At 49.9% G+C, this 401-nt stretch carries 2 rRNA genes; both read left to right on the plus strand.

The window, feature by feature from the left end:
* Nucleotides 1-92 (plus strand): 16S ribosomal RNA (locus BEN49_RS15645); the annotation flags it as partial.
* 223 nt (nucleotides 93-315) lie between these two features.
* Nucleotides 316-401: ribosomal RNA gene (locus BEN49_RS15650) — 23S ribosomal RNA — on the plus strand; the annotation flags it as partial.

Raw genomic sequence — 401 nt, forward strand, 5'->3', positions numbered from 1 at the left:
CCGCAACGAAGCCGGTTAGGGTAGAACAGGTAACTAGGGCTAAGTCGTAACAAGGTAGCCGTACCGGAAGGTGCGGCTGGATCACCTCCTTTCTGGAGCAGTTCGACTCGTGGGTTCGAATCAATTGAGCAGTTATAATCAGATGTCTTTTCCATCATTCAAATAATTATAGAATAGCTTAATAGAGGCCATTCTACACTACTGCTACTCAATTAGTGGTAAACGTTCTTTGACGTAAGGGGTAACAAAAACGAAGCGCAGCGCGCCGGTTCTTTTCGGAGGACGGCGGGTTTCTTTAGGGAAACACGTTGCGAAAGCGAAGTAAGCAAGAGCACACGGGGGATGCCTAGGGTCTCAGAGGCGAGGAAGGACGCGATAAGCTGCGATAAGCTGGGGGGAGG

The organism is Hymenobacter coccineus (assembly GCF_001816125.1).
In the GTDB taxonomy this organism is placed as follows: domain Bacteria; phylum Bacteroidota; class Bacteroidia; order Cytophagales; family Hymenobacteraceae; genus Hymenobacter; species Hymenobacter coccineus.